This window comes from Streptomyces sp. NPDC031474 (assembly GCF_055581185.1).
Genome location: NZ_JBVIJX010000008.1, coordinates 265,831 through 291,550, shown reverse-complemented (window position 1 = coordinate 291,550; position 25,720 = coordinate 265,831). Strand labels below are relative to the sequence as shown.

Annotated in this window: 3 protein-coding genes; all 3 read left to right on the top strand. The window is 72.3% G+C overall.

Annotated elements, in window-relative coordinates; translation table 11 throughout:
• The first annotated feature begins 80 nt into the window (after positions 1–80).
• Genes ACZ5SK_RS18570 through ACZ5SK_RS18560 form a run of 3 tightly spaced genes read left to right on the top strand, consistent with a single transcriptional unit; the run spans position 81 to position 25,716 of the window.
• On the top strand, positions 81–24,245 hold the full coding sequence (locus ACZ5SK_RS18570) for a non-ribosomal peptide synthase/polyketide synthase (protein ID WP_468576301.1): 24,165 nt from the start codon (positions 81–83) through the stop codon (positions 24,243–24,245).
• Positions 24,242–24,472, top strand: a complete 231-nt coding sequence (locus ACZ5SK_RS18565; RefSeq protein WP_334576094.1) for an MbtH family protein — start codon at positions 24,242–24,244, stop codon at positions 24,470–24,472. The genes ACZ5SK_RS18570 and ACZ5SK_RS18565 overlap by 4 nt, the downstream gene beginning before the upstream one ends.
• Positions 24,469–25,716 carry a cytochrome P450 family protein gene (locus ACZ5SK_RS18560; RefSeq protein ID WP_334576093.1) on the top strand — a complete coding sequence of 416 codons (1,248 nt, stop codon included), beginning with the start codon at positions 24,469–24,471 and terminating at the stop codon, positions 25,714–25,716. Before ACZ5SK_RS18565 ends, ACZ5SK_RS18560 begins: the two co-directional genes overlap by 4 nt.
• The last annotated feature ends 4 nt before the right edge of the window (positions 25,717–25,720 follow it).

Below are 25,720 nucleotides of genomic sequence, written 5' to 3'. Positions count from 1 at the left end.
GCAGCCTTCGCGTCTGCGCCTGCGCCCGTGTCCCCCGGGTGGCGGCCCCAGCTCCACTCAGCATCCCTGGAGGTACCCCCATGTCTGCTCGCGATGACGTCGCCCTGCCCCTGACGGCGGCTCAGCGCGAACTCTGGCTCGCCGAACAGCGCACGGACGGGGTGATCCCCAACTACCGCATCGGCGAGTACGTGGACCTCCCCGGCCCCGTCGACATCGACCTGCTCACCGCCGCACTGCGCCAGGTCGTCGCCGAGAACGAGGCCCTGCACGTCGCCTTCACCGAGGGCACGGACGGCGGCGACGGCACCGACGGACCGCGGCAGATCATGCGGGAGCCGAGGGACTGCGGCCCCCGCCACCTCGACCTCAGCACGCGGGACGACCCGCACGCCGCCGCCCTGGAGTGGATGGCCGCCGACCGTCTGCGGCCCCTCGACCTCACCCGCGACCGCCTCTTCAGCCAGGCCCTCATCAAGCTGTCGGACGACCACCACCTCTGGTATCACAGCTACCACCACCTTCTCTCCGACGGCCTCGGATACGCCCTGATCGCCCGCCGGGTCGCGGCCGTCCACACGGCGCTCGCCGAGGGGCGCACGCCGGAGCCGACACCGTTCCCGCCGCTGCGCTCCGTGGTGGACAGCGACGCCGCCTACCGCACCTCCGAACGCTTCACCGCCGACCGCGCCTACTGGACCGAGCGCCTCGCCGACCTCCCCGAACCCGCCCGCATCGGCCGGTCCGCGGGCCACCTCGCCGCCGGCTCGACGCACACCCCGCTGCCCGCCGAGCCCGTACTCCACGCCCTGAACACGCTGGCCGCACGCGCCGGAGTGCGCTGGTCGCGCGTCCTGATCGCGGCCACCGCGCTGTACGTGCAGCGTCACACCGGCGCCTGCGACCTCCTCCTCGGGCTTCCCGTCACCGGCCGCGACCACGGCGACCCGGTGCTCGCGGCGACCCCGGGCGTGGTCTCCAACATGGTGCCGCTGCGGCTGACCGTGCGGCCGGAAACGTCCTGGTCGGGGCTCCTCGGGCAGGTCGACGCCGAGGTCCGGGCGGCGGTGCGGCACCAGCGCTACCGCGGCGAGGACATGCACCGCGACCTGGGCCTGCCCGGCGCACCGGGATCGGCCTACTCCGCGGTCGTCAACATCATGTCCTTCGACAGCGACCTGCGCTTCGCCGGCCTGGAAGCGACCGCGCACAGCCTCGCCGAGGGCCCCGCCACCGAATTCGCCGTCTGGGCGCTGGACCGTATGGACGGCACCGGCCCGCATCTCAAGCTCCAGGCCGCAGCCGACGCTTGGGACGCCGACGAACGCCACGCCCACCAACACGGTTTGACGAGCCTCCTGGAGAGCCTCGCCGGGACGGACGACGACCGTCCCGTCGGCCGCGTCCGCCTGACCGAGCCCATGCCGGTGGCGACGCCGACGTCGGCGGTCGCCCCACCGGCCGCCACGCCGACGACGGCTGCACCCACCCACCTTGCCGACCTCTTCGAAAGGCAAGCCGGCCGCACTGCGGACGCCGTCGCCGTCGTCGCCTCCGACGCCACCCTCACCTACGCCGAACTCGACGGCCGCGCCAACCGCCTCGCCCACCTCCTCACCGCGCACGGCGCCGGCCCGGAGCGCATGGTCGCGCTCGCGCTGCCTCGCTCCGCCGAGCTGGTCGTGTGCGTCCTGGCGGTCCTGAAGACCGGCGCGGCCTACGTCCCCCTCGACCCCGACCACCCCTCCGCCCGCCTTGCCGGCCTCCTCGACGACACCCGCCCCACCGTCCTGGTGACCGACGGCGCCACCCTGCCCCGACTGCCGCACGAGGTGACCGCCGAGGTCGTCGTCCTCGACGCCCGCGACACGGCCGCGCGGCTCACCGCCGCGCCGCAGAGCGCCCCGCATGCGGCCCGCGACCCGCGCCATCCGGCGTACGTCATCCATACCTCGGGTTCCACGGGACGCCCCAAGGGGGTCGTGGCCACCCACGCCGCGGTGACGAACCTGGTGCTTCACCAACTCGGCGCGCTGTACCCCACCGCGGGCGACCGGATGCGGGTGGCGCTGACCACCTCCCTCTCCTTCGACGCCTCCTGGGACCAACTGGCCTGTCTGTTCACCGGGCACGAACTGCACGTCCTCGACCGCGCCACCTGGACCGACCCGGAAGCCTTCCTCGGCCATCTCGCCCGCCACCGCCTCGACTTCGTCAACGCCACCCCGTCCTACCTGCGGGTCCTTCTCGACCACGGCCTGCTCGACGGCGGACAACCGTGGCGTCCGTCCGTGATCGTCGCCGGTGGCGAGGCCGTGCCGGAGCGCCTCTGGCACGAGTTGCGCGCGGCCGACGACGTACGCGTTCACAACTTCTACGGCCCCACCGAGTGCACCGTCGACGCCGTCACCGCTTCTTTCGACACAACCCCCCGCCCCGCGATCGGCAACCCGGTAACGGGTTGCCGCGCCCACATCCTCGACAGCGCGCTGCAACCGGTTCCCGACGGAGCGTCCGGCGAGCTGTACATCGCGGGCGCCGGCCTGGCCCGCGGCTACCTGAACCGGCCCGGACTCACCGCCGAGCGCTTTGTCGCCGACCCCTACGGCACGCCCGGGACGCGTATGTACCGCACCGGCGACCTCGTCCGACGCACCTCGCAGGGCATTCTCGAATACCTCGGCCGCGCCGACGAGCAGGTCAAGATCCGGGGCTTCCGGGTCGAACCCGCAGAGATCGAGGCGCAGTTGAGCGCCCACCCGGCCGTGGCCCGCGCCTCGGTCGTGGCCCGCGTGGACGGAGGTGACAGCGGCGACGGCAGCAGCTCCCGCCTGGTCGCCTACGTCGTCGCCGAGCCCGGCAGCACCCCGCCGCAGCCGGAAGAACTCCGCGCCCACCTGCGCGAACGCCTCCCCGACCACATGATCCCGGCCGCGTTCGTCGCACTCGACGCGCTGCCGCTCACCCCCAGCGGCAAACTCGACCGGCGCGCCCTGCCGGCTCCCGCCACCGCGGACGCCGGGGAGAGTCGCGCCCCGCGCACGGCCCGCGAGGAACTGCTGTGCGGACTCTTCGCCGACGTCCTCGGCGTCCCGCACGTCGGCGTCGACGACGACTTCTTCGCCCTCGGCGGTCACTCGCTGCTGGCCATGCGCCTCCTGGCCCGGATCCGCGCGGCCCTCGACACCGACCTGAGGCTCGGCGACCTCTTCGACGCCCCGACCCCCGCCGGCGTCGCCACCGCCCTGGACGCCATGGCCATGGCCACAGCCCGTTGTGCCGCCCGACCCGCTCTGCGCCCCTACGAACGGCCGGACGCCGTGCCGCTGTCATCCGCGCAGCGCCGCCTGTGGTTCCTGCAACGCATCGAGGGCACCGGCGTCACATACCACATCCCCCTCGCCCTGCGCCTGTCCGGCATCCTCGACCGGACCGCCCTCGCAGCGGCCCTGCGGGACGTCGTCACGCGGCACGAGAGCCTGCGCACGGTCTTCCCCGACGAACGCGGGGTGCCCTTCCAGCGCATCCTGGACGCCGACCGGGCAGCGCCCCGCCCGACCGTCACCCCCGTCACCGAAAATGAACTCCCCGACCTGCTCACCGCCGCCGCGCGCCGCCCCTTCGACCTGGCCGCCGAACCACCCGTCCACACCGAACTGTTCGCGCTTGCGCCGGACGAGCACGTCCTTCTCCTCGTCGTCCACCACATCGTCGGCGACGCATGGTCGCTGTCCGCCCTGGCCGACGACGTCACCCGCGCCTACGCGGCCCGCTGCCGGGGCGAGGAGCCCGACTGGGCGCCGCTGCCGGTGCAGTACGCCGACTACACGCTCTGGCAGCGCGACCTCCTCGGCGACGTCACCGATCCCGACAGCCTCGCCGCGCGCCAACTAGCCTTCTGGGCCGACAACTTGGCCGACCTGCCCGAGCGGCTGGAGCTGCCCTTCGACCGGCCCCGACCGTCCGCGACGACCTACTGCGGCGCGCAGTTGCCGCTGCGTCTGGACGCCGAACTCCACCGCCGACTACGAGAGTTCGCCGGCGCCCACGGGGCCACCCTGTTCATGGTGCTCCAGGCGGGCCTGGCCGCTCTGCTCGGCAAGCTCGGCGCGGGCACCGACATCCCCCTGGGCGCGCCCGTCGCCGGGCGCACCGACGAGGCAGCCGACGACATGGTCGGCTTCTTCGTCAACACGCTCGTCCTGCGCACCGACCTCTCCGGCGATCCCACGTTCACCGAACTCCTCGGCCGGGTCCGGCGCAACGCCCTGGCCGCCTACGCCCACCAGGACCTGCCCTTCGAGCATCTGGTGGAGGAGCTCAACCCGACGCGATCGCTCGCCCACCATGCGCTGTTCCAGACCATGCTCGCCCTGCAGAACGCGCCGCTCGGCGCGTTCGACCTGCCCGGCCTGCACGTCACGACGAGCCTGGTCCCCACCCGCACCGCGAAGTGCGACCTCACCTTCAACCTGGCCGAACGCAGCCACCCCGACGGCACCCCGGCCGGCCTCGTCGGCGCCGTGGAGTACAGCACCGATCTGTTCGACCGGGAGACGGTCGAGACGATGGTCGACCGATGGACGCACCTGTTGACCACGGCGGTCGTCGAACCGCAGCGCAGGCTCAGCCGGTTCGACGTCCTGACCGACGCTGAACGCGAACTGCTGCTGCCCCCGTCCGTCGGCGTCGATGTGCCGAAGACCGACGACGACCTGGTGGGGTTGTTCGAGGCGCGGGTGCGGGAGGCGCCGGATGCGGTGGCGGTGGTGTCGGGTGAGGTGGTGTTGTCGTATGGGGAGTTGAATCGGCGGGCGAATCGGGTTGCGCGTGGGTTGATCGGGTGTGGGGTGGGTGTCGAGGACGTCGTTGCGTTGGCGTTGCCGCGTTCGGTCGAGTTGGTGGTGGCGGTTGTCGGTGTGTTGAAGGCGGGGGCCGCGTATCTGCCGCTGGATCCGGACTATCCGGCGGCGCGGCGGGAGTTCATGCTCGGTGACGCCCGACCGGTGCTGGTGGTCGATGACTTGGCGGAGTGGGAGTCGGGGGAGGTCTCGGACACCGATCCAGGTGTGTCGCTGGACTCGCGGCATCCGGCGTATGTGATCTATACGTCGGGTTCGACGGGGCGTCCGAAGGGTGTGGTTGTTCCGCATGGGAATGTGGTGCGGTTGTTCTCGGCGACGCGGGAGTGGTTCGGGTTCGGGTCGGATGATGTGTGGACGTTGTTCCACTCCTATGCGTTCGATTTCTCGGTGTGGGAGTTGTGGGGTCCGCTGCTGCATGGCGGTCGGTTGGTGGTGGTGCCGTTCGAGACGTCGCGGTCTCCGGAGGCGTTTTTGCGGCTGCTGGCGCGGGAGCGGGTGACGGTTCTCAATCAGACGCCGTCGGCCTTCTACCAGCTGATGCAGGCCGACCGGGAGAACCCGCGTGCTCAACTTGCCCTGCAAACGGTCGTGTTCGGTGGGGAGGCGCTGGAACCCGGTCGGCTTTCGGACTGGTACACGCGGCACGCGGACGATGCTCCCGTGCTGGTGAACATGTACGGCATCACCGAGACCACCATCCACGTCACCCACACCGCCCTCACCCGGGACAGCGCAGTCGCCGGCGCCGCGAGTGCGATCGGGACGGCGATTCCCGACCTGCGCGTCCACGTACTCGACGATCACCTGCGCCCCGTGCCGACAGGCGTGGCGGGGGAGTTGTACGTGGCCGGAGCCGGCCTCGCCCGTGGCTATCTCAACCGGCCCGCACTGTCCGCGTCCCGCTTCGTCGCCGACCCCTACGGCCCGCCCGGCACGCGGATGTACCGCTCCGGTGACGTCGTACGCCGCAACTCCTCTGGCGCGCTCGAGTTCGTCGGGCGCGCGGACGACCAGGTCAAGGTGCGCGGCTTCCGGATCGAACTCGGCGAGATCGAAGCCGCGTTGGCCGGCCATCCGGAGGTCGGCGATGTCACCGTCGTGGCGCGTCAGGACCGTGCCGACGACACCCGACTCGTCGCCTACGTCGTCCCCGCGCCCGGCAGGACGGCGCACTCGGCCACCCTTCGCGAACACCTTCGTGAGCGCCTCCCGGAGTACATGATCCCGGCCGCCTTCGTCGTGCTGGAGGCGCTGCCGCTGACCGTCAACGGAAAGCTCGACCGGCGGGCGCTGCCCGAACCGCAGGCCGGCGGCGGTCTGGGCGCGGGCCGGGCGCCGCGCACCCCGCAGGAGCAGATCCTGTGCGAGCTGTTCGCCGAGATCCTCGGGGTCGCCGAGGCCGGTGTGGACGACGGCTTCTTCGATCTGGGCGGTCACTCCCTGCTCGCCACCCGGCTCGTCGCCCGCGTCCGGGCCACCCTGGGCGTGGAGCTGGAGCTGCGTACCTTGTTCGAGGTCCCGACTCCGGCGGGGCTCGCCGCGAGCCTGGCGGGCGCCGGACAGGCCCGTCTCGCTCTCACCCCGTACGAGGACCGGCCCGACCTGGTCCCGCTGTCGTTCGCACAGCGCCGACTGTGGTTCCTGCACCAGTTGGAGGGCGCGAGCGCCAACTACAACATTCCGCTCGCCTGGCGGCTGGCCGGTCCCCTCGACCGCCGCGCCCTGGAACAGGCCCTCGCCGACGTCCTGGCCCGCCACGAGAGCCTGCGCACGCTGTACCCGCAGATCGACGGCACCCCGTACCAGAGGATCCTCACGGAGTCCGCGGAGCAGGCCCGGCCGCGACTGAGGGTGCGGGAGACGACCGAGGCCGGCCTGGACGCCGTACTGGCCGAGGCGCTGCGCCGTCCCTTCGACCTGGCCGTCGACCTGTCGCTGCACGCGGAGCTGTTCGCGCTCGGCACGGACGAGCACGTGCTCCTGCTGGTCATCCACCACATCGCGGGCGACGGCTGGTCCCTCGGCCCGCTGGCGCACAACCTCGCCGACGCCTACGCAGCCCGCTGCCGGGGCGAGGAGCCCGACTGGGCGCCGCTGCCGGTGCAGTACGCCGACTACACGCTCTGGCAGCACCGGCTGCTCGGCGATTCCGCCGATCCCGACAGCCTGTTCGCACGGCAGGCCGCCCACTGGACGACCGCGCTGCAAGGGCTGCCCGAGCAGATCCAACTCCCCACCGACCGGCCCCGACCCGCCGTCGCCTCCCACCAGGGCGGCTTCGTCCGGGTCCGACTGGACGCCGAACTGCACAGCAGTCTGCGAGCGTTGGCACACAACCAGGGCACCAGTCTGTTCATGGTGCTCCAGGCCGGACTCGCCGCCCTGCTGAACAAGCTCGGCGCCGGCGACGACATCCCGGTCGGCAGCCTCATCGCCGGGCGCACCGACCAGGCCCTCGACGACCTGATCGGCTACTTCGTCAACACCCTCGTCTTCCGTACCGACCTCTCCGGCGACCCGACCTTCACCGAACTCCTCGACCGGGTCCGGGACGTGGCACTGGCCGCCTACGCCCACCAGGACCTGCCCTTCGAGTACCTCGTGGAGGCACTCAACCCGGCCCGCTCCCTGGCGCACCACCCGTTGTTCCAGGTGATGCTCGTCCTGCAGAACGCACCCGGCGTCGACTTCGCCCCGCCCGGCCTGCGCACCAGCAGCGTCCGGCTCACCACCACCACGTCCAAGCTCGACCTGATCTTCTCCATGTCCGAACGGCACACGGACGACGGAACCCCCCAGGGAATCGACGGCTTCGTCGAATACGCAGGCGACCTCTACGACCCCGACACCGTCCAGGCCATGTGCGACCGCTGGGTACGAGTGCTGACCACAGCGGTGGCCGAACCGCAGCGCAGGCTCAGCCACTTCGACGTCCTGGCGGAGGCGGAACGACGACTGTCGCTTCCCACCGCCCTCCCGCCCGCCGTCGTCGAGGACAGCCTCGTGGGGTTGTTCGAGGCGCGGGTGCGGGAGGCGCCGGATGCGGTGGCGGTGGTGTCGGGTGAGGTGGTGTTGTCGTACGGGGAGTTGAATCGGCGGGCGAATCGGGTTGCGCGTGGGTTGATCGGGTGTGGGGTGGGTGTCGAGGACGTCGTTGCGTTGGCGTTGCCGCGTTCGGTCGAGTTGGTGGTGGCGGTTGTCGGTGTGTTGAAGGCGGGGGCTGCGTATCTGCCGCTGGATCCGGACTATCCGGCGGCGCGGCGGGAGTTCATGCTCGGTGACGCCCGACCGGTGCTGGTGGTCGATGACTTGGCGGAGTGGGAGTCGGGGGAGGTTTCGGACACCGATCCGGGTGTGTCGCTGGACTCGCGGCATCCGGCGTATGTGATCTATACGTCGGGTTCGACGGGGCGTCCGAAGGGTGTGGTTGTTCCGCATGGGAATGTGGTGCGGTTGTTCTCGGCGACGCGGGAGTGGTTCGGGTTCGGGTCGGATGATGTGTGGACGTTGTTCCACTCCTATGCGTTCGATTTCTCGGTGTGGGAGTTGTGGGGTCCGCTGCTGCATGGCGGTCGGTTGGTGGTGGTGCCGTTCGAGACGTCGCGGTCTCCGGAGGCGTTGCTGCGGCTGCTGGCGCAGGAGCGGGTGACGGTTCTCAATCAGACGCCGTCGGCCTTCTACCAGCTGATGCAGGCCGACCGGGAGAACCCGGGCACTCAACTTGCCCTGCAAACGGTCGTGTTCGGTGGGGAGGCGCTGGAACCCGGTCGGCTTTCGGACTGGTACACGCGGCACGCGGACGATGCTCCCGTGCTGGTGAACATGTACGGCATCACCGAGACCACCGTCCACGTCACCCACACCACCCTCGACGCCCGGTCCGTCGGCGAGCCGTCCGGCGTGATCGGCACGCGCATCCCGGACCTGCGGACGTATGTGCTCGACCGATGGCTGCGTCCCGTACCGGCAGGCGTGGTCGGCGAGTTGTATGTCGCCGGGGCGGGGCTCGCCCGTGGATACCTCAACCGACGTGCCCTGACCGCCGAGCGCTTCGTCGCCGACCCCTACGGGCCGGCCGGCACCCGGATGTACCGCACGGGTGACCTGGTTCGTATGCGGGGCGACGGCTCGCTGGAATACGTGGGGCGCGCCGACGACCAGGTTAAGGTGCGGGGCTTCCGGATCGAACTCGGTGAGATCGAAGCCGCGTTGGCCGGCCATCCCGGTGTGGGTGATGTGGCTGTCGTGGCACGTCGGGATCGTGCCGACGACACGCGGCTCGTCGCGTATGTCGTCCCTGTCGGCGCAGAGGAGGTCGACTCGGACGTCCTGCGAGAGCATCTACGGGACCGGCTGCCCGAGTTCATGGTTCCGGCGACGTTCGTCGCGCTGGACGCCCTGCCCCTGACGGTCAACGGCAAGCTGGACCGCAAGGGCCTGCCCGAGCCGGAGTTCACGCCCGCCGTAGCCGGACGAGCGCCGCGCACCCCGCAGGAGCAGGTGCTCGCCGAACTGTTCGCGGAAGTACTCGGTGTCCCACGCGTCGGCATGGACGACGGCTTCTTCGGCCTGGGCGGTCACTCCCTGCTCGCCACCCGGCTCGTCGCCCGCGTCCGCGCTGCCCTGGGCGCCGAACTCGAACTACGTGCCCTCTTCGAGACGCCGACCGTGGCCGGGCTGGCGGAGGGGCTGAGCGGGGCCGGGGAGGCGCGGCCCGCGCTGGCGCCGGCGCCGAGGCCGGAGCGGATGCCGCTGTCGTCGGCGCAGCACCGTCTGTGGTTCCTGCACCAACTCGACGGCAGCAGCGCCGCCTACCACATCCCGCTGGCCTGGCGTTTGAACGGTCCGCTCGACCGGCAGGCGCTGTGCCAGGCCCTCGGCGACCTGGTGGCCCGACACGAAGTCCTGCGCACCCTCTACCCGACGTCCGTGGACGGAGTGCCCTACCAGCTCGTCCTGGACCCCGAACAGGCCCGCCGCGACCTGCTCCTCACCGGGATCACCGGGTTCACCGGGACCGCGCGAGCCGCTGAGACCGCCCGAGCCGCTGCGACCGCTGAGCCCGTCGAGAACTCCGAGATCGACGAGGCCGAACTGCTCCCGCTGCTCGACCGTGCCGTACGACGGAGTTTCGACCTCGCCGTCGAACCGCCCCTGCGCGCCGCGCTGTTCACCACCGGTACCGACCGGCACGTACTGCTCGTCGTCGTGCACCACATCGCAGGTGACGGCTGGTCGCTGGGTCCGCTGTCGAGTGACCTGGCCACCGCGTACGCGGCGCGCCGCGAAGGGCGGCAGCCGGACTGGGCGCCGCTGCCCGTGCAGTACGCCGACTACACGCTCTGGCAGCGTGAGCTGCTCGGTGAACCGGCCGACCCCGAGAGCCTGTTCGCGCGTCAGGCCGCCCACTGGACGAGCACGCTGAGCGGACTGCCCGAGCAGATCCAGCTGCCCACCGACCGGCCGCGTCCGGCGGCCCCGTCCTTCCAGGGCCGCCATCTGCCCGTCGCCCTCGACGCAGATCTGCACGCCGGACTCCTCGGCCTGGCCCGGCAGCACGGCGCCAGCCTGTTCATGGTGCTCCAGGCCGCACTCGCCGCGCTGCTGAAGAAGCTGGGAGCCGGGGACGACATCCCGGTCGGCAGCCTCATCGCCGGGCGCACCGACGAGGCCCTGGACGATCTCGTCGGGTTCTTCGTCAACACGCTCGTGCTGCGCACGGACACCTCCGGCGATCCGAGCTTCGCCGAACTCCTCGGCCGGGTACGGGAGTCGGCGCTCGGGGCCTACGCGCACCAGGAACTGCCCTTCGACCATCTGGTCGAGGTGCTCAACCCGGCCCGGTCGCTGTCCCGCCAGCCGCTGTTCCAGGTGCTGCTCGCGTTGCAGAACGTGCCGCGTGGCGACTTCGACCTGCCGGGTCTGCACGCCGAGATCCTGCCGGTGCACCACGCCACGGCCATGTTCGACCTGTCGTTCCACCTGGTGGAGCGCGGCACGGGGGAAGCCGCGGGCATCCACGGCTACGTCGAGTACGCCACCGACCTGTTCGACGACACCACCGTCGAGCGGCTCCTCGCCCGCTGGACACGACTCCTGCACGAGGCGGTCGCCCACCCGGACCGGCCGATCGGCCGCTTCGACGTCCTCCTCGACGACGAGCACGACCGGCTTCTCGGGGTGGCCGAGGACGGGCCTGCGGCCGCCGCAGCTCTTCCCGAGCTGTTCCAGGCGCAGGTACGGGCCACGCCGGACGCCTTGGCGGTCGTCGTCGAGGACACCGTCATGACGTATGCGCAGCTCAACGCCCGTGCGAATCGGCTGGCGCACGCGCTGATCGGCCGTGGCGCCGGACCGGAGACGGTCGTCGCGCTCGTGCTGCCCCGCTCGGCGGAGCTGGTCGTCGCGATCCTGGCGGTCCTGAAGACCGGTGCCGCCTACCTCCCCGTGGACCCGGAGTTTCCGGCCGCGCGCCGCGCGTTCATGCTGGACGACGCCCGTCCGGTCCTCGTGCTGGACGACGTCGCCGCCGTGGACGGGGGCGTCGGGCACACCGACCCCGCATCCGACCCCGCATCCGACCCCGACGTCGTGATCGACGGCCGTCATCCCGCGTACGTCGTCTACACCTCGGGTTCCACCGGGCGGCCCAAGGCCGTCGTCATGCCGTCGGCCGCGCTGGCGAATCTGCTGCACTGGCACCATCGTGCCGTCGGCGGAGGCCCCGGCACCCGTACCGCGCAGTTCACCGCGGTCAGCTTCGACGTGTCGGTGCAGGAAACGCTTTCCGCCCTGCTGTACGGCAAGACGCTCGTGATCCCCACCGAGGAGCAGCGGCGCAGCGCCGAACTCCTCACCGCCTGGCTGGAGACGCACCGCGTCGAGGAGCTGTTCGCGCCGACCCTGGTGCTGGAGGCGCTCGCGGAGGCCGCGGAGGAGCATGGCCGGGACCTGCCCGACCTGAGGACGATCGCACAGGCCGGCGAGGCGATGCGGCTGGGTGACGCGCTGCGCCGTTTCCACGCCCGTCGCCCGGATCGGCGACTGCACAACCACTACGGCCCGGCGGAAACCCACGTCGTCACCGCTTACACCCTGCCCGCCGGCCTCGGCGACTGCCCGCTGCCGGTGCCCATCGGCCGGCCGGTCGAGCACACCCGCGCATACGTCCTCGACGCCGCGCTGCACCCCGTGCCGACGGGAGTGCCCGGCGAGCTGTATCTGGCCGGGGCCTGCCTGGCCCGCGGCTATCTGAACCGGCCCGGACTCACCGCCGAGCGCTTCGTCGCCGACCCCCACGGGCCGGCCGGCGCCCGCATGTACCGCACCGGCGACCTCGCACGATGGCGTACGGACGGGGAGCTGGAGTTCCTCGGCCGCGCCGACCATCAGGTCAAGGTCCGCGGTTTCCGCGTCGAACCCGCAGAGGTGGAGGCCGCGCTCACCGCTCACCCGACGGTCGCGCGGGCCGCCGTCGTCCCCCGCGAGGACCGGCTCGTCGCCTACGTCGTCCCGGCCGCCGGGGCGAGCGTCGTACCCGGAGTACTCCTGGACCACCTGGGCGACCGCCTCCCCGACTACATGGTCCCGTCGCACGTGGTCGCCCTGGACGTGCTCCCGCTCACCCCCCATGGCAAGCTCGACCGTGCCGCCCTGCCCGACCCCGCGCCGGGCACCCGGGGTCGCCGGGCGCCGCGCACCCCGCAGGAGCAGATCCTGTGCGACCTGTTCGCCGAGGTGCTGGGTCGCGAACGGGCCGGACTCGACGACGACTTCTTCGATCTGGGCGGCCACTCCCTGCTGGCCACCCGGCTCGTGTCCCGGGTCCGTGCCACCCTGGGCGTGGAACTGCCGCTGCGCCACCTGTTCGAGGCGCCCACCCCGGCCGGACTCGCCGCCCGCCTCGACGAAGCCGCCGAGGCCCGCCCGGCCCTCACCCCGGCCCCGCGGACCGCGCAGTCGCCGCCCCTGCCGCTGTCGTTCGCGCAGCGTCGCCTGTGGTTCCTGAACCGGCTGGAAGGCGCGAGCGCCACCTACCACATGCCGCTCGCGCTCAGGCTGCGTGGCCCCCTGGACCGGACCGCCCTCACCGAGGCGCTCACGGACGTCGTCACCCGGCACGAAACGTTGCGCACCGTGTTTCCGCACACGGACGGCGTACCGCACCAGCGGATCCTGGCCGCCGCCGAGGCCCGGATCCCCCTCGCGGTCACCGAGGCCGCCGAGGCGGACCTCCCCACGCTGCTGACCGCCGCCGCCCGCCACGACTTCGACCTCGCCACCCAACTTCCCCTACGTGCCCACCTGTTCGTACTCGCGGACGACGAACACGTCCTTCTCCTCGCTCTCCACCACATCGCCGCCGACGGCTGGTCCCTGCGCCCGCTGTCGACGGACCTGGCGACCGCCTACGCGGCCCGCCGCGCCGGCCACGAACCCCACTGGTCCCCGCTGCCGGTGCAGTACGCCGACTACACGCTCTGGCAGCGCGACCTGCTCGGCGACGAGTCCGCCCCGGACAGCACCTACGCACGCCAACTCGCCCACTGGACCGACACCCTCAGCGGCCTGCCCGACCGCCTCCACCTCCCCACCGACCGGCCCCGCCCCGCCGACGCCACCCACCGGGGCGGCCTGCTCACCGCGTCCGTCGACGCCGGTCTGCACAGCGCGCTGGCCGGCCTCGCCCGCCGCAACGGCGCCAGCCTGTTCATGGTGCTCCAGGCCGCTCTCGCCGCCCTCTACACCCGTCTCGGCGCAGGCAGCGACATTCCCGTCGGCAGCCCCTTCGCCGGCCGCACCGACCAGGCCCTCGACGACCTCGTCGGATTCTTCGTCAACACGCTCGTGCTGCGCACGGACACCTCCGGCGACCCGACCTTCACCCAACTCCTCAGCCGCGTCAGGGAGAACGCCCTCGCGGCCTACGCCCACCAGGACGTGCCCTTCGAGCACCTGGTCGAGGCTCTGAACCCGGCGCGCTCCCTCTCTCACCATCCGCTGTTCCAGACGCTGCTGGCCGTCCAGAACGTCCCCGACGGCGACTTCGCCCTCGACGGCCTGGAGACCTCTCCGCTGCCCGTCCGCACCGGCACCGCCCGGCTCGATCTGGCCTTCGCCCTCACCGAACGCCGCCGCCCGGACGGCAGGCCCGACGGACTCGACGCCGTCGTCGAGTACAGCGCCGACCTGTTCGACGAGGACACCGTCCGCGCGCTGTTCGACCGGTGGGTGCGACTGCTCAGCGCCGTCGTCGCGGCACCCGACCGCCCGATCGGCAGCCTCGACGTCCTCGACGCCGACGAACGTCACGCGCTCCTGCACGACCAGCACGCCATCGACCTCCCGGAAACCACGTTTCTCGAGCTTTTCCGGCAGCAGGCGGCCCGCCGCCCGGACGCGGTCGCCGTCGTCTCCGGTGACACCGAGTTGACGTATGCCGAACTCGACGCGCGCGCCAGCCAGTTCGCTCATGCCGTCATCGGCTGTGGTGTGGGTGCCGAGGATGTCGTCGCTCTTGTCCTGCCGCGTTCGGTGGATCTCGTCGTGGGGATCCTGGGGACCATGAAGGCGGGCGCCGCCTATCTGCCGGTCGACCCGGGTTACCCCGAGGCGCGGATCGCGTACATGCTCGACGACGCTCAACCATCCCTCACGGTACGGGACTTGGGCTTCGCCGTCGGTCATCCGCGGACGGATCCCGGGGTGCCGGTGGATGTGCGGCAGCCCGCCTACGTCATCTACACGTCCGGTTCGACCGGCCGCCCCAAGGGCGTCGTCGTCACCCACGGTGGCGTGCCCAGCCTGGTCGCGGCGCAGGCGGAGCGGCTCGGCCTCGACGACTCCAGCCGGGTGCTCCAGCTCAGCTCGCCCAGCTTCGACGCCTCCTTCTGGGACCTGTGCGCCGCGCTGCTCACCGGGGCCCGCCTGGTCCTGGCACCGGCCGAATCTCCCTTGACCGGCCTGACGTCGGAGATCACGCATGTGACGTTGCCGCCGTCGGTGTTGGCGGCGGTGGAGGAGTTGTCGGTGTCGACGTTGGTGGTGGCGGGGGAGGCGTGTGGTCGGGAGTTGGTGGCGCGGTGGGCTTGTGGGCGTCGGATGATCAATGCGTATGGTCCGACGGAGACGACGGTGTGCGCGACGATGAGTGGGCCGTTGGCGGTGTCGGGTGGTGTGCCGTCGATCGGGCGGGCGATCGTCAACGCGCGGGTGTATGTGCTTGACGGGGCGTTGCAGCCGGTGCCGGTGGGTGTGCCGGGTGAGTTGTATGTGGCTGGTGCGGGGCTTGCGCGGGGGTATCTGCGTCAGCCGGGCTTGAGTGCGTGCCGGTTCGTGGCTGATCCGTTTGGTGGTCCGGGAACGCGTATGTATCGCACGGGTGATGTGGTGCGGTGGCGTGGGGACGGTGAGTTGGAGTTCGTGGGTCGTGCCGACGAGCAGGTGAAGGTGCGGGGGTTCCGGGTCGAGCCCGGCGAGATCGAGACCGTACTCGCCGCCCATCCCGCCGTCGGACATGCTGTCGTCGCCGTGCGGCAGGAGCGGCTCGTCGGCTATGTCGTGCCCGAGCCCGACGCCGACCCGCGGCCGGCCGTGCTGCTCGCCTTCCTGCGGGAGCGGCTCCCGGAGCACCTGGTGCCCAGCGCGGTCGTCCTGCTGGACGCAACTCCGCTGACCCCCAACGGCAAGCTCGACAAGGCGGCGCTGCCCACCCCGGACTTCGCGTCCGAAACCCCCGGGCAGGCGCCGTGCACCCCGCGGGAACAGGTGCTGGCCGGGCTGTTCGCCGAGGTGCTGGGCGTCGAACGGGTCGGTCTCGACGACGGCTTCTTCGACCTGGGCGGACACTCGCTGCTCGCCACCCGGCTCGTCTCCCGCGTCCGGACAGTGCTCGGCGCCGAACTCGCCCTGCGCACCCTCTTCGAGACGCCCACCGTGTCCGGGCTCGCCGCGGCGCTCGACGACGCCGACCGGGCCAGGCCCGCGCTGACGGCCGCCGACCGGCCGGAACGGACACCCCTGTCGTTCGCGCAGCGCCGGCTGTGGTTCCTCCAGCAGATGGAGGGCCCCGGCGCGAGCTACCACATCCCCCTCGCTCTGCGCCTGTCCGGACGGCTCGACGAGCGGGCGCTGACCGAGGCCCTCGCGGACGTCGTCGCCCGGCACGAGACCCTGCGCACGGTCTTCCCAGAGGCGCACGGCACGCCGTACCAGAACGTGCTGGATGCCGACACGGCCCGGCCACGCCTGCACGCGACGCACACCGACGCCTCCCGGCTGGCGCAGGAGCTCGCCGAAGCCGCCCGCCGCCCCTTCGACCTGTCCCTCGAAGTCCCGCTGCGCGCCCACCTGTTCGTGCTGTCGGACGACGAGCACGTGCTGCTGCTCGTCATGCACCACATCGCCGGCGACGGATGGTCCACCGGGCCGCTCTCCCGCGACCTCGCCGAGGCGTACGCGGCCCGGAGCGCGGGGCACAAGCCCGAGTGGGCGGCGCTGCCCGCCCAGTACGCCGACTACACGCTCTGGCAACGCGAACTGCTCGGCGACCCAGCCGCACCTGACAGCGTGTTCGCCTCCCAACTCGCTTACTGGAAACAGCGGTTGGCCGGACTTCCGGAGCAGCTTCAGCTGCCCGCCGACCGGTCTCGCCCGGCCGTGGCCTCCTATCGGGGCGCGCATCTGCTCGTCGAGCTGAACGCCGAACTGCACGCCGGACTGGCCGGGTTGGCGCGTCGGTCGGGCGCGAGTCTGTTCATGGTGCTGCGGGCCGCCCTCGCCGCCCTGTTCACCCGGCTCGGCGCGGGCACGGACATCGCGGTCGGCAGCCCCATCGCCGGCCGCACCGACCAGGCCCTCGACGACCTCGTGGGGTTCTTCGTCAACTCGCTCGTCCTGCGCACCGACACCTCTGGCGATCCCTCCTTCGAGGAACTCCTGCGCCGGGTCCGGGAGGACGCGCTGGGCGCCTACGCCCACCAGGACCTGCCGTTCGAGCACCTCGTCGAGGAGGTCAACCCGGCTCGCTCGCTGTCCCACCACCCCATGTTCCAGGTGATGTTCGCCCTGCAGAACGCGCCGATGGGCGAGTTCGAGCTGCCCGGTCTGCGGGTCGCGCCCGTGACCGTGCCCACCGGCACCGCCAAGTTCGACCTCGGCTTCAACCTGTACGAACGGTATGCCGGCGACGGCTCCCCGGCGGGCATCGCGGGCGCGGTCGAGTACGCCACCGACCTGTACGACCGGGCCACGGTCGCCGACCTCGTCGACCGCTGGAGCCGACTGCTGCACGCCGTCGTCGCCGACCCCGCCCGGCCCGTCGGCCGCATCGACCTCCTCTCCGCCGACGAACGCCGTCGCCTGCTCCACGACGCCAACGACACCGCCGCAGCCGTCGATCCGGTCCCGCTGCCGACCGCCTTCGCACGCCAGGTGCGGGCCACGCCCGACGCGGTGGCTCTGGTGTCCGGTGACACCGAGCTGACGTATGCCGAACTCGACGCGCGCGCCAATCAGTTCGCGCACGCTGTCATCGGCTGTGGTGTGGGCGCGGAGGATGTCGTCGCTCTTGTCCTGCCGCGTTCGGTGGATCTCGTCGTGGGGATCCTGGGGACCATGAAGGCGGGCGCCGCCTATCTGCCGGTCGACCCGGGTTACCCCGAGGCGCGGATCGCTTACATGCTCGACGACGCTCAACCGTCCCTCACCGTCCGGGACTTGGGATCAGTCGTCGGACAGCCGGAGAACGACCCCGGGGTGCCGGTGGATGTGCGGCAGCCCGCCTACGTCATCTACACGTCCGGTTCGACCGGCCGCCCCAAAGGCGTCGTCGTCAGTCACGCGGGCATCGCGCACCTGGTGGCCGCACAGGTCGAGCGGTTCGCCATCGACGCGACGAGCCGGGTGCTGCAGTTCGCCTCGCCCAGCTTCGACGCGTCCGTGTCCGAGCTGTACACCGCCCTGCTCACGGGGGCGACCCTGGTCCTTCCGCCCCCGGACAACCCCCTGGCGGGCCTGACGTCGGAGATCACGCATGTGACGTTGCCGCCGTCGGTGTTGGCGGCGGTGGAGGAGTTGTCGGTGTCGACGTTGGTGGTGGCGGGGGAGGCGTGTGGTCGGGAGTTGGTGGCGCGGTGGGCTTGTGGGCTTCGGATGATCAATGCGTATGGTCCGACGGAGACGACGGTGTGCGCGACGATGAGTGGGCCGTTGGCGGTGTCGGGGGGTGTGCCGTCGATCGGGCGGGCGATCGTCAATGCGCGGGTGTATGTGCTTGACGGGGCGTTGCAGCCGGTGCCGGTGGGTGTGCCGGGTGAGTTGTATGTGGCTGGTGCGGGGCTTGCGCGGGGGTATCTGCGTCAGCCGGGTTTGAGTGCGTGCCGGTTCGTGGCTGATCCGTTCGGTCCGTCTGGCGCTCGTATGTATCGCACGGGTGATGTGGTGCGGTGGCGTGGGGACGGTGAGTTGGAGTTCGTGGGTCGTGCCGACGAGCAGGTGAAGGTGCGAGGGTTCCGGGTCGAGCCCGGCGAGATCGAGACCGTACTCGCCGCCCATCCCGCCGTCGGACATGCCGTCGTGGCCGTACGCGACGAACTACTGGTCGGCTACGTCGTTCCCACCGCGGGGACGGCCGCCACGTCCCGACCGGAGCGGGACCACGGCCGCGAGCAGGACCACATCGCCGGATGGCGGGAGATCTACGACGCCCTTCCGGTCAGGTCCACGCAGGCCGCCCTCGGTGAGAACTTCACCGGCTGGAACAGCAGTTACGACGGACTTCCCCTTCCCGAGGCGGAGATGCGGGAGTGGCGGGACGCCACCGTGGCCCGCATCCGGGCGCTGAAGCCCCGTCGGGTCCTGGAGGTCGGCGTCGGCACCGGACTGCTGCTGGCACGGCTCGCTCCGGACTGCGAGACGTACTGGGCCACCGACTTCTCCGCCACGGCGGTAGACGCCCTCGGCGAGCAGCTGAGCCGGGACCCGGAGCTGGCGGAGCGGGTCGTGCTGCTCACCCGGCCCGCGCACGACATCGCCGAACTCCCCGGCGGGTTCGACACCATCGTGCTCAACTCGGTCGTCCAGTACTTCCCCGGCGCCGCATACCTCCTCGACGTGGTCCGCAAGCTGACCTCGCTCCTCGCGCCCGGCGGCGCACTGTTCATCGGCGACGTACGCAACCTGCGGTCGCAGCGGTCACTCGCCACGGCCGTCCAACTGCACCAGGACCCCGACGCCGACCCCGTGGAAACCCGGCGGGCCGTCGAGCGGGCGCTGCGCTCCGAGGAGGAACTCCTCGTCGATCCCGACTTCTTCGCCGCCCTGCGGCAGGGCCAGGGCCGGGGCCGGAGCGACGCGGCCGACGCGATCGGCGCCGTCGTCGTCGAGGTCAAGCGCGGCCGGCACCACAACGAGCTCACCCGCCATCGCTACGACGTCACCCTGCACACCCGTCCCGCCGGGAAGTGGAACGGTTTCACGGAGGCAGCCTGGGGCCGCGCAGTGGCCACACCGGACGACGTACGCGACCTCGTGGCGGCGGCGGACCCCCCGGTCCTGCGGATCACGGGTGTGCCCGACGCCCGCCTGAGCGGGGAGTCCGCCGCCGACCGCGCGGTGCACGGGGACGGCACCGCCCCGGGCAGCGGGGCCGGTCCCGGTGCGGGTCCCGCCGTCGACCCCGAGGTCTGGCACGCGCTGGCGGCCTCTACGGGGCGCCGGGCGCACGTCACCTGGTCGGCCGACGCGGCCGACGCCCTGGACGTCGTGCTCGTGGACCCCGCGCGGGCGGACGACCCGGACGCCCCGGTCGAGGCGTACCGGCCGGCCCGCCACACAGGGGCGTTCACCAACACACCCGCCGTCGGCCGCACCCCCGCATCCCTCGTCGGCGACCTGCGGGACTTCGTACGCGCACGGCTTCCCGAACACCTCGTACCGTCCCGGTTCGTCGTACTCGACGAACTGCCGCTCACCGCCGGCGGAAAACTGGACCGGGCCGCCCTGCCCGCCCCCGCCACGGCGGAGAGCGGGGGGAGCGGGGGGAGCGGTCGCAGGGGGCGGGAGCCGCGTACTCCGCAGGAAGAGCTGCTCGCCCACCTGTTCGCCGAGGTGCTCGGTGTGGGCCGGGTCGGCGTCGACAGCAGCTTCTTCGACCTGGGCGGACACTCGCTGCTCGCCACCCGGCTGGTCTCCCGTGTCCGGGCGGCACTGGGCGCGGAACTCGACGTCCGGGCCCTGTTCGAGGCGCCCACGCCGGCCCTGCTCGCCGAACGACTCAACGAGGCCGGGGCGGCCCGGACCCCGCTCACCGCCCGCGCGGAGCGTCCGGAGCGGGTGCCGCTGTCGTACGCCCAGCGGCGGCTGTGGTTCCTGCACCGGCTGGAGGGGCCGAGCGCCGCCACGTACGTCATGCCGCTGGCGCTGCGGCTGACCGGGCCCCTCGACCGGACGGCGCTGCGGCTCGCCCTCGGCGACGTCGTCGACCGGCACGACAGTCTGCGGACGGTGTTCCCGGAGGCCGACGGTGTGCCCCACCAGCTCGTTGTGGACGTCCGCCCGGAGCTGCCGGTCACCGAGGCCGACGAGGCGTGGCTGCCGGAGCTGCTCGCCGGCGCCGCCCGGCGCGGCTTCGACCTCGGCGTCGAGCCGCCGCTGCGGGCCGAACTGTTCGCGCTCGCACCCGACGACCACGTCCTGCTGGTCGCCGTCCATCACATCGCCGGGGACGGCTGGTCGATGGGACCGCTGTCCCGGGACCTGGCGACCGCGTACGCGGCGCGGAGGGAGGGCGAGCCGCCCGACTGGGCCGCTCTGCCGGTGCAGTACGCCGACTACGCCCTGTGGCAGCGGGAGCTGCTCGGCGAGGCCTGCGACGCGGACAGTCGACTTGCCGCCCAACTCGACTACTGGACACAGACGTTGGCCGGACTGCCCGCGCAGATTGCGTTGCCGGCCGACCGGCCGCGTCCGGCGGTCGCCTCGCAGCGCGGCGCGACCTTGCCGATCCGCCTCGATGCCCGACTCCACCGCGCGTTGCGGGACTTCGCGGCCGAGCACGGCGCCAGTATGTTCATGGCCCTGCAGGCCGGTCTCGCGGCGCTGCTGAGCCGCCTCGGGGCCGGCAGCGACATTCCCCTCGGCGCTCCGGTGGCCGGACGCACCGACCAGGCGTTGGACGATCTCGTCGGGTTCTTCGTCAACACGCTCGTGCTGCGCACGGACACCTCCGGGGATCCGAGCTTCGCCGAACTCCTGGGCCGGGTGCGGGAGACCGCGCTCGCCGCCTACGCCCACCAGGACGTGCCGTTCGAGCACCTCGTCGAGGTCCTCAACCCGGCACGCTCGCTCTCCCACCACCCCCTCTTCCAGGTGATGCTGGCCCTTCAGAACGCCCCCGGCGGCGGCTTCGGCCTGGCCGGGCTGACCACCGAGCCGGTGGCCGTGCCGACCGGCACCGCCCGCTGTGACCTCACCCTCAGCCTCGCCGAACGCTACGCCGACGACGGCTCCCCGCAGGGACTGGTCGGCGCGGTCGAGTACGCCACCGACCTGTTCGACGCGCCCACCGTGGCCACGCTCGTCAGCCGCTGGATCCGCCTGCTGGAGGCGGTCGTGGCGCGGCCCGGGGAGCCCATCGGCGCCATCGGCCTGCTGTCGGACGAGGAGCGACACCGGCTTGTGGTCGGGCACAACGACACCGGGGCCGTGCTGCCCGCGGCCCGCTCCCTGCCGGAACTGTTCGCCGAGCGGGTGCGGGCCACCCCGGACGCGGTGGCCGTGGCGAGCGGCGACGACACGCTCACCTACGCGCAGCTGGACGCCCGCGCCAACCGTCTCGCCCACGCCCTCGCCGGCCAGGGCGTGACCGCCGAGACGCCGGTGGCCCTGCTCATGGAACGCTCGGCCGACCTGGTCGTGGCGATCCTGGGCATCGTCAAGGCGGGCGGCGGATACGTGCCGCTCGACCCCGGATTCCCGCCCGCCCGCATCGACCTCGTCGTCCGCGAGACCGGCGCCGCCCTCGTCCTCACCGAGGACGTGCTCACCGCTCTGCTGGCCGCCGAGCCCCGCACCGACTCCCCCCAAGTGCCCTGTCGCCCCGACCAGTTGGCGTATGTGATGTACACCTCCGGCTCCACCGGTCGTCCCAAGGGCATCGCCGTCACCCACGCCGACGTGGCCGGACTCGCCCTCGCGCCGTGCTGGGGCGCCCACGAGCGGGTGCTGCTGCACGCGCCGACCGCGTTCGACGCGTCCACCTATGAACTATGGGTGCCGCTGCTGGGCGGCGGGCGGATCGTCGTCGCCCCGCAGGGCCGCCTCGACGTACGGGAGTTGTGCGCCACGATCAGCCAACAGCGGGTGACCGGATTGTGGTTGACGGCAGGACTGTTCCGGGTCGTCGCCGAGGAGGAGCCCGCCGGGCTCACCGGGGTGCGCGAGGTGTGGACCGGCGGTGACGTGGTGTCCGCGACGGCCGTCGCACGGGTGATGGACGCCTGCCCGGGCATGCGGGTCGTCAACGGCTACGGTCCGACCGAGACCACCACCTTCGCCGCCCACCACCGCATGGACACCCCGCCCGACCCCGCGCGTTCCGTGCCCCTCGGCCGTCCCATGGCCGGCATGCGGCTGTACGTCCTCGACGACCGGCTGCGGCCCGCCCCGGCCGGCGTCGTGGGTGAGCTGTACATCGCGGGGGCGGGTGTCGCCCGCGGCTACGCCGGCCGGCCCGCTGCCACCGCCGAGCGCTTCACCGCCGATCCCTACGGGCCGCCCGGCGCCCGGATGTACCGCTCCGGCGACCTGGCCCGGTGGCTCGACGACGGCACCCTGGAGTTCGCGGGCCGCGCCGACGACCAGGTCAAGCTGCGGGGCTTCCGCGTCGAACCCGGCGAGGTCGAGGCCGCCCTCGCCCGCTGCCCCACAGTCGCCCAGGCGGCGGTCGTCGCCCGTGAGGACCGTCCCGGCGACAAACGGCTCGTCGCCTACGTCGTCCCCGGCGGCGGCACCCCGCCCGGACAGGACATCGGCGTCGAAACCGCTTCCGGAAACGACACCCCGACCACGACCGCGGCCGCATCCGAAACACCGGCCGCATCCGAAACAGGGACCGCATCCGAAACACCGGCCGCGACCGGTTGCTTCGACGCGCGCGCCCTCGCCGATCGCCTCCGGCGTGACCTGCCCGCTCACCTCGTCCCCGCCGCCTTCGTCACCCTCGACGCGCTTCCGCTGACCGTCAACGGCAAGCTCGACCGGGCCGCGCTGCCGGCCCCCGAGTACGGCCCGGGCAGTGACGGCACCGGGCGTGGTCCGCGCACTCCGCACGAGCAGGTGCTGTGCGATCTGTTCGCCGAGGTGCTCGGCCGGGACCGGGTCGGCATCGACGACGGGTTCTTCGACCTGGGCGGTCACTCGCTGCTCGCCGCCCGTCTCGTCGCCCGGGTCCGCGACGTCCTGGGCGCCGAGCTCGCACTGCGCACCCTCTTCCAGACGCCGACGGTCGCCGGGCTCGCCGAAGGCCTCGCGCTGCGCGACACCGACGACTCCCTGGACGTCCTGCTGCCGTTGCGTCCGGGCGGCTCGGGCACCCCGCTGTTCTGCGTCCACCCGGGCGGCGGCATCAGCTGGTGCTACAGCGGACTGCTCAGCCATCTCGCGCCCGAACAGCCCGTGTACGCGATCCAGGCCCGCAGTCTCGGCCGCGACGAACCCCGCCCGACCTCCTACGAGGAGATGGCCGCCGACTACGCCGAGCAGATCCGCAAGGTCCAGCCGGAGGGCCCCTACCTGCTCCTCGGCTGGTCGGCGGGCGGGCTCGTCGCGCACGCCGTCGCCACCGAACTCCAGCGGCAGGGGCAGCGCACCGCCCTCCTCGCGATCCTCGACGCCTATCCGGTCGCCGACCTCACCTTCGACGAGGCGCCGGTGCCCAGCGAACGCGACGTCCTGGTCGGCATGCTCGACTGCGACCCCGCGGAGGTGGGCGCGCAGGAGCTCACCCACGGGCAGGTCATGGAGGTCCTGCGGGGTCGGGGCAGCGCACTGGCCGGGCTGACGGAACGGCACATCGAGGCCGTCGTCGCCATCATGATCAACAACGCGAGCCTGGCCCTGACCTTCCGGCCGGCCGTGTTCGAGGGGGACATGCTCCTGTTCAACTCCACCATCGACCGCGGCCAGGACTCCCCGGGCGCCGACGTCTGGCGCCCCTACGTAACCGGTTCCATCGACTCGTACGACATCACCGCCCGTCATGACCGCATGACCCAGCCGGGCTCCCTCGCACAGCTCGGCCCGCTTCTCGCCGCCCGCCTCACCGAAATCCAGCGGCACCTGCCCGACCGCCCCCGCACCACCCAGGAGAACCAGTCGTGAACAACCCCTTCGAGGACCAGGACGCCACCTACCTCGTGCTCGTCAACGGCGAGGCGCAGTACTCGCTGTGGCCCGTCTTCGCCGACGTCCCCGACGGCTGGACCGTCGCCCACCCCGAGGACACCCGCGAGGCCTGTCTGGCGTACATCGAGGCCACCTGGACCGACATGCGGCCCAAGAGCCTCGTGGAGGCGATGGCCGCCGGCGCGACGGACGCCACGCCATGAGCATGCTCACCACCGACGTGGGGGACTTCGCGGCGGCTCTGCGGTCGGACGCGTTCCGCCACGACCCCTACCCGACCTACGCCCGGATGCGCGCCGAGTGCCCGGTGTACCGGGCGCCGCAGGGCGTCTGGTACGTCACCCGGCACGCCGACGTCGAACAGGCCCTGGGCGACGTGCGGTTGTCGAACGACCGCGAGCGGATGACCGGGGCGCTGGTCGCCCGGGACGGCCGGATGCGCGACCTGAGCCGGCTGACGGCGCGGCTCGGGCGGGTCATGAGCAACACCGACCCGCCGGACCACGCCCGGTTGCGGGGGCTCGTCAACAAGGCGTTCACCGCCCGCCGGGTCGAGCAGCTGCGGGAGCGTGTCCAGGAGGTCGTGGACCGGCTGGTCGACGACGCGCTCGCCGCGGGGCCGCCGACCGACCTGCTCACCGCTCTCGCCTCGCCGCTCCCGCACACCGTGGTCTGTGAGCTGTTCGGCATCCCCGACGCCGACCGGGACCGCGTCAAGGAGTGGTTTCGCGGGCTCGGCCGGATCCACGAGGACATCGAGCGCGCCGAGCGGGTCGTCGACTCGTTCGAGGCGTATCTGACCGAGCTGGCCGCGCAGCGGCGCGCCGCCCCCGGCGACGACCTGATCAGCGCGCTGGTCACCGCACAGGCCCGCGGCGACCGGCTCACCGACCACGAACTGCTGTCGACCTGCTTCCTGCTGATCACCGCGGGCGACGAGACCACGACGAACCTCATCGGCAACGGCGTCCTCGCCCTGCTCCGCCACCCGGACCAGCTGGCCCGGCTGCGCGCCGAACCGGAGCTGATCCGGACGGCCGTCGACGAGATGGTCCGCTACGACACTCCCAGCCAGGCCATCGTCCGGGTGGTGGCCGAGGACGTGCCGCTGGGCGGGCGCACCCTGCCCGCCGGCGACCTCGTGTATCTCTTCCTCGGCTCCGCGGGCCGCGACCCCGACCGCCACCAGGACCCCGACCGGCTCGACCTGGCCCGCCCCGCCCACCGTCACCTCGGCTTCGGCCACGGGCCGCACTTCTGCCTCGGCGCGCCCCTGGCCCGGCTGGAGACCGAGCTGGCCGTCGGCGCCCTCGTCCGCCGGCTGCCCGGCCTGCGGTTGGCCGTCGCACCCGGGGAGCTGCGGTGGCGCCCCAACCCGCTGCAACGCCGGCTGACGGCGCTCCCGGTCACGTACACCACCGACACCACCGTCCGAGAGAGGAAGTGACGCG